Genomic DNA, 6,299 nt, shown 5'->3' on the forward strand with positions numbered 1-6,299 from the left:
GATTTACCCGTTCGTCTGTCTCCGTCCGACCGACCGCAGCTGCCACACTGCAGTCGTCGGGCCGCGGAACCGCAGGATCGCCAAACGGTCAAGGCTGGCCACGGCGACGGGTTTCTCGCGCAGGTCGGCGTAGATCCATCGCACGCGATGCTCCAGGTAGAGCCGGCGCAGCAGAGCGGCGGTCGGCGCAGCCACCGCGCGATACTGCTCAGCAAGCAGTGTCGGGTCCCAGAAGGGTGCGCGGCGATACAACTCCGGCAGAGACCAGGCCGACGCGACGATTCGGTCCGAGTACCCCCATCCGCCCACGAGCGTGCGGCGCTCGGTCAACGCGGCGGCCACGAAGTTGCGGTTGTCGCACTTCGCGTGGGTAGCGCTTCGATATGCCCGGCTGTTCATGCAGTACATGTTGGTGGCGACGACGTCATCAGCGCCGGCGTGGCGCTGCACCCACCGCCCGGCCGCGATGGCATCGCGGGTCGTCGGCAGGAAGTTCTCGGATGGTGAGGGAGGCGTCCGCAATGAGGCGGCCGTCGAACCCCCCGGCGGGGTATCCGTGCCGTGGAACTGCAACGTGGCGGTGAACAAGCCGGTGCCGAGCGCCAGGATGGACACACTTAGCCCGAGCAGCGGACGGCGCAGCGGCGGAATACCGTCGGTGCCCTTCAAGGTACGGCGCCTTACGACCAGGTAAGCGCCGAGCGCTACCAGGCCGAGCAGGCAGCACAGCTCCGCGGTCGGAGTCAGCCACTGCACGCCCAGTCGCCGCTGGGATGGCCGTGGCGCGAGCGAATTGGTTGCATGCGCGATCGCGGCGCGTGTCAGCGGGTTGAAGCGGGGCTGGATGTACGCCACGGCGGCAGCGCACACCGCACCCGTTAGTGCGAGGCCACACAGCCCACCAGCCACTAGTCGGCGGGTATGCGTGTTCGGCAGCGCGGCGCCCACCCTCTCCGCCACAAGCACCAGACCGCTCGCCGACCCGATCACGCCGATCGGATACGCCGAATACAGAAAATACGATTCGCTGCCCGCGGGGTGAGCCAACAGAAAAGGAAGACCGAGTCCGGCTAGGCCCGTTCCGAGACATATCCAGCCGGCCGGGTCGGCCGCACGGTACCGGACTTGGAAGAGCAGACCGACCAGTCGGGGCACCAAGGGCACGACGAAAAGCAAGGTCACTGTTCCCAGTGCGATCAACGAGAAGTGGAACCGATCCGCGTACGGACCGCTGTGCCCCACCCGGATCGGTGGGAACATGCTCCCGGCCCGATACAGCGTCTCGCCGAACGGCTTGAGCCTGATCCCGTACGAGCTGGATGAGTAGATCGTCAACGAGGCGGCCTCGAATACCGACAGCCCCAGGACGAGTGCCAGGCCGCAGCGCCGAGCTGTGATCCAGTCACGACGCAGCGCGGTCACCACCGTGGCCAGAGCGATGCCCGCCAGGAGCACCGGCAGCTCCGAGGATTTCGAGCCAGCTGTGAGAACGAGCAGCGGCGCCAAGAGCGCCACCGGTACCGCTCGGTCGTCCGGAGACCGGCGTACGAAGGCGAACAGCGTGCCGGCGGCGCCCGTCGCCGCCAGCCATCCCAAGGTCTGGGGCGGGCTGGCGCGCCAGATGCTCGGCATGATGCCGGTGGAACCGTCCTGATCGCTCCACGCGGACGCTTCGGTGATGCCGACTGCGCCGAACAACAGTGCCGCCACGGGGCCGGCCCAGACGCGTCGGCCAAGGCGCCGGGCTACGACGGCGATCAGCATCAAAATGGCCGGAACGAGAGTCGCCGGTAGCAGCCGGAGCGTGCTGTCGAAAGGATCGATACCGGTATGCGTCAGTAGATGGGCATCGATCGCGTACAGGAACCAGTGGTAGGACAGCGTGGCGCCGGCGACGGGCGGATAGGAGGGCACCAACGCGTGCCGCAGCTCACCTACCAGCGTGAGCTGATACATCGTGTCGGAGGAGTACACGGAGCCGTACGCACCGGGATTGGGCCTCAAGGCATGCAGCCCGGTGGCCAGCATCCAGCCGATTGCCACGAGCATGACGACAGCCACGACGAGCGCCGGACCCGCTCCCCAACCCGGCGCTGGGCGGGCCAGGATGCGCCGTCGCGTCCACGGCAGGGCAAGGCCGACGGCGATGACGGCGGGGCCGACGACGAACGGGGCCGGCGCGACGGGAAGCACGCGATCCAGGAACCAACCGCCCAGCGCAACGAGACAGCCCGCCGGTCCCGCCCAACTGAGGTCCTCCACGAGCGGGGCGCGGCCGCGGCGGCAGGACCGGACGACGGCGAGCCCAGGTCCCAGGACGCCCACCAGCAGCGTGCCCAGCCACCGCACAACGTCGTTCAGCGGGCTGCCCGTAGCGACGAGCGCCCACGCCCAGACCAGTCCGACCAGGGCGATGAGCGCACGGGGGACCGCCCTTGACAGGGTGCTGACCCGGGTAGCGGGGGCCGGACCGGCAGTCGAGATGGGCAACACTTCGGTCAATGCGATGATTCCTGAGGACGGGTATAGGCGCGCAGATCGGTCTGCGGCCTGGAGATCGGTTGACAGCCTAGAGAACTGTGGGCCGGTCGAAGACCCGCCCACCGCCTAGCCCCGACGTGTCGTCCACCGTGTGGCGCGTCCACGTCGTCGGCATGGATATACCAAGATTGGGCCCGACCGCTACTGACAGGACGCTGAGCCTTGCATCGACACGAATTCCTGAAGCAACTTCACCGCCAGTTGCAACCACGCACCTATCTGGAAACCGGGATCCACGTCGGTTGGAGCCTTGCGCTGTCCGCCGTGCCGAGCGTCGGGATAGACCCCTCGTTCTCGATCATCAGTGAGCTGCGCACCGACGTCCACCTTGCCCGCACGACGAGCGACGAATTCTTCGCTCGCAAGCATCCGCTCGCGCACCTGCCGATGAACGTTGTCGACCTCGCGTTCATCGACGGAATGCACCTCGCCGAATACGCCCTACGCGACTACCTCGCCGTCGAGCGGTTCACCGAGCCGACCAGCGTGATCGTGTTCGACGACATGCTTCCCCGCTCGGTGGTCGAAGCGGCCCGTTACCGCGAGAACGACGAGTGGACGCGGAAGAACGCCTGGACCGGAGACGTCTACAAGGCGGCGCAGGCCCTGCGGGACATGCGCCCCGATCTCATCGTGCTCGAGGTCGACACCACACCCACCGGTGTGGTGGTCGTGCTGCTCCCGGACACGACTCGCAACGGTGTGCTGCCCGGCTACGACGAGTGGCTCGACGTCGCTGTGGCTGCCGACCCGCAACCCGTGCCCGAGGAGATCCTGACGAGGTCGCGCGCGCTGGACGCGAACGAGCTTCTCCAGAGCAAGGTCTGGGACGAGATCGTGTTCCTGCGACAGTCGCGGCGGCGGGAGCCGGCCGCCGAGCGCATCCGGGAGGCTCTGGGTTCGTTGGCGCCGGCTACGGGATGAGGCGACGCGCGGCGGTCCGAGCTCCGGCCCGCAGCCGCTTCGCCTGTTCCTCAGGAAGCACCACGAGCGCCCGGTCGAGGGCGTGACCTGCGGCGGCCGCCGCCCGTCGTCGCGGCGTCGGCGCCTTCCGTGGCTTGGGGACGATTGACCGAGGATCTTGCGCTCCCCAGAGCAGCACGACCGGACGCGCGCCCTGCACGAGCAGTCGTGCAGCGATGCGCTCCGACGGCGCTGATTCGCGCTCGATGCTCAGCGTCCACGTACCGTCGGTGACCGAGTCGCGAGGCACTCGAACGACGACGCGAACACCCGACGCGCGCTGTTCAGTCGTTCCGGCTGCGACGACCACCTGACCGCCGCGGCGAAGGCCGACGTTCACCGTCGCTGCGTCGAGCTCGACCTTCGGGTCGGCCAGAACGATCTCGATCTCTGCCCCGACCACCCGGGCGAAGCTGCTGATCAGGTCGAACGCCGCTGGTGGCGGAAGCGAGTCACCCATACTTGAACATCTCCCGATCGTGGTACGGACAGTTACCTCGGTCCGCCGGCCCCGACGGCGCGCGGCCCGGGCATCAAACCTCGGACAACACTTTCTCGAGGGGCACCCGGTTGCGCTCGAAATCGAAGGACCAATCCGAGACGAAGGCCTTCGGGTTGTAGCGTAGCGGGTCTCTCGGGACGTCCGGAGTGGACCAGAAGTAGTCCACATCGGCGCCAACCACCGACGCGTACAGGTACTCGTTGCGCGCCGTGTACGCCTCCTGCGTGAGGACGATCAAGCGCTGCAGGTTCTCGGCATACATGAGATTGCACATGGCCGAGGAACCGAAGCCGGCTATGACCGTCGCGGACTTGAAGATGGCCGCCTGGACCGCCAGATCCAGCTTCTCGGGATACACAATGGTGAAGCCGTTTTCCGCGAAGAACTGCTCGACCTCGACCAGGTTGTGGCACTTTCGCGCCCACACCGCGTCCGACCGAGAGACAAAGACGCGATCGTGAGTGGGCGCGTCTGGATCCACGATATTGCGCGAAATGCGAGCCCACGTCTGCGCGATGTCCGGATGCACGAAGTGGGGGTGTTGGTTGTGCCACATCGTCGTCGCGCCGAGGACAGACCTCACCCGAACCGGCTCATCGACCGCGACGAGATCGGACTCCGGTATGCCGTAGGCCGGAAGCAGACGGCCGAGGATCGCGTCCTCGGTCTGACCGCGCGGGACTGCGAACAACGCCTTCGCATTCGGAAATTGGCGCTTCGCTTCGTCCCATGCCCAGAGCCGGCCGACGACCTCGGTCATGATGTGGCCGAAGTGCCCGGTCCACTGGGGGTCGAGCAGGAAGTAATCGCCCTCGAGGTCGCGCTTGGCGCGCTGCGCCATCGGGATCGAATGGAAGTCATCAGTGACCAGACCCGTCACCGGATGGTCGAGGCGGTGGGCCCGGTAGAAGCGGAACGAGTCCGGCAGGATCGACTGCTCGGTGAACAGAAGTGTGCGCCCGGAAAACGTCATCGGGCCGGCGTAGTGGCGCAAGCGGACGCCCGGATAGCCGATGCGCGGGGGGAACCCGTCGATGGTGACCGCGGACTCGTGTGAGGTCACGCGCGCGCGGGAAACGAATTCACCGCCGGGCAGCTCATGAAGGCGACTGACCTTCATCGAGGGCTCCCGCTTCGGGAGCAACGCTTCGACCTCGTCGTCTCCGACCGCGAGGAAGTGCTGGCCCTTCTTCCGGATCACGAACACGTGATCAAGCATCACCACGCCGGAGAAAGCGCCGCGTCGGCTGCGCTCGAGCGCCGAGTCCGGCGCGACCGGTGAACTCAACGCCGCTGCCCAGTTGACGAAGTCCCGTGTCGTGAGCCGAGCACGGCCGCCCGGGCGCGTCCCTACGAAGACGCCGCCGTGGGCCAGGTGGAAGACCAGGTGTTCCCACGCCTCGCGGTGCGCAGCCGCGTCGACCGGCCTGAGGTCGATCAGCACATTCGGCGTGCCGAACTGCCTGATCTCGTCGTAGATCACGTCCAGATCGGCAGCTTCGCGGCTCGCCACGCCGGGAACGGGCGGAAGTCGCGCACCGAGCACGAGGACGCGATCGCCCTTGAAGCGCCGCACGCACGCGAGGGCCGCGCGGCGTTGGCGGGTTGAGGCAAGAATGACGACGTTCCGCCGCCGCGCGGACGTCCGGAGCAGTGGCTCGCAGTCGTCGATCCATCGCCCGATGCGCCGGGAACTGACCGGAGCCGCGACACGAGCGTCGAGACCACGGGCGACCCGACTCGCTCGACGCCTCAATCCACTGATCTGCACCGCTCGCAACCTCGCCCATCCGATGCGCAATCGCCTGCCATGGCGCCGCGCCGTCACCCGGATCGTAATGGTGCCGTTCCGCCACTGGGTCGCGGCACGCACGGCTTCGGTGGCGCTCTCGGCGACCAGGTTCTGCTGACCGGTTGGCGACCTCCGCCGTACGGCGGTTCGCCGGCCCCAGCACCGAGGTTCGGCAGTTGCAACCCCCCAGCCGCGATGTGCTTCGATGAGCGCATGTCGATGCGAAAAGCGGTAAACGACGCGCTCGTCCGAACCACCGGGTACGAGCTGAAGAAGGCGAAGCCCGCCCGCGTGGCCGCCGTTCGTCGCGGCCAGCTGCCGTCCGCACCCAGCAAGCCGGCGGCACCGGCCAAGGCCGCGGCGGCCCAGAAGCCGAAGGCGGAGACGTTCCCCAAGGACTACGACGACGAGCTGATCGAGATCATCCGCGCGGTGCGGCCGTACACGATGACCGGCCATGACAAGCTGCACGCGCTCATCACGGCCACCCGCTACATCGCG

4 protein-coding genes are annotated in these 6,299 nt (G+C 67.5%); 1 reads left to right on the top strand and 3 read right to left on the bottom strand.

The annotated features are described in order from the left end of the window. Nucleotides 1–3: 3 nt before the first annotated feature. Entirely contained in the window at nt 4–2,502 is a 2,499-nt protein-coding gene (locus ABR571_RS18965) for a hypothetical protein (RefSeq protein ID WP_409454769.1), read from the bottom strand. Nucleotides 2,503–2,703: 201 nt separating this feature from the next. Between ABR571_RS18965 and ABR571_RS18970 the strand changes: the two genes are divergently transcribed. After that, a complete protein-coding gene (locus tag ABR571_RS18970) occupies nt 2,704–3,465 on the top strand; it encodes a class I SAM-dependent methyltransferase (protein WP_409454771.1) in 762 nt (253 codons plus the stop codon). Here ABR571_RS18970 and ABR571_RS18975 read toward each other — a convergent pair. Next, complete coding sequence (locus ABR571_RS18975; RefSeq protein ID WP_409454773.1) at nt 3,455–3,964, bottom strand: hypothetical protein; 510 nt, start codon at nt 3,962–3,964, stop codon at nt 3,455–3,457. The two genes, ABR571_RS18970 and ABR571_RS18975, sit on opposite strands and share 11 nt — an antisense overlap. A gap of 73 nt (nt 3,965–4,037) precedes the next feature. Next, nucleotides 4,038–6,299 (bottom strand): glycosyltransferase family 61 protein (locus ABR571_RS18980; protein ID WP_409454774.1); only part of this gene is annotated, 2,262 nt, incomplete at its 5' end.

Source organism: Jatrophihabitans sp. (genome assembly GCF_046262535.1).
Classification (GTDB): domain Bacteria; phylum Actinomycetota; class Actinomycetes; order Mycobacteriales; family Jatrophihabitantaceae; genus Jatrophihabitans.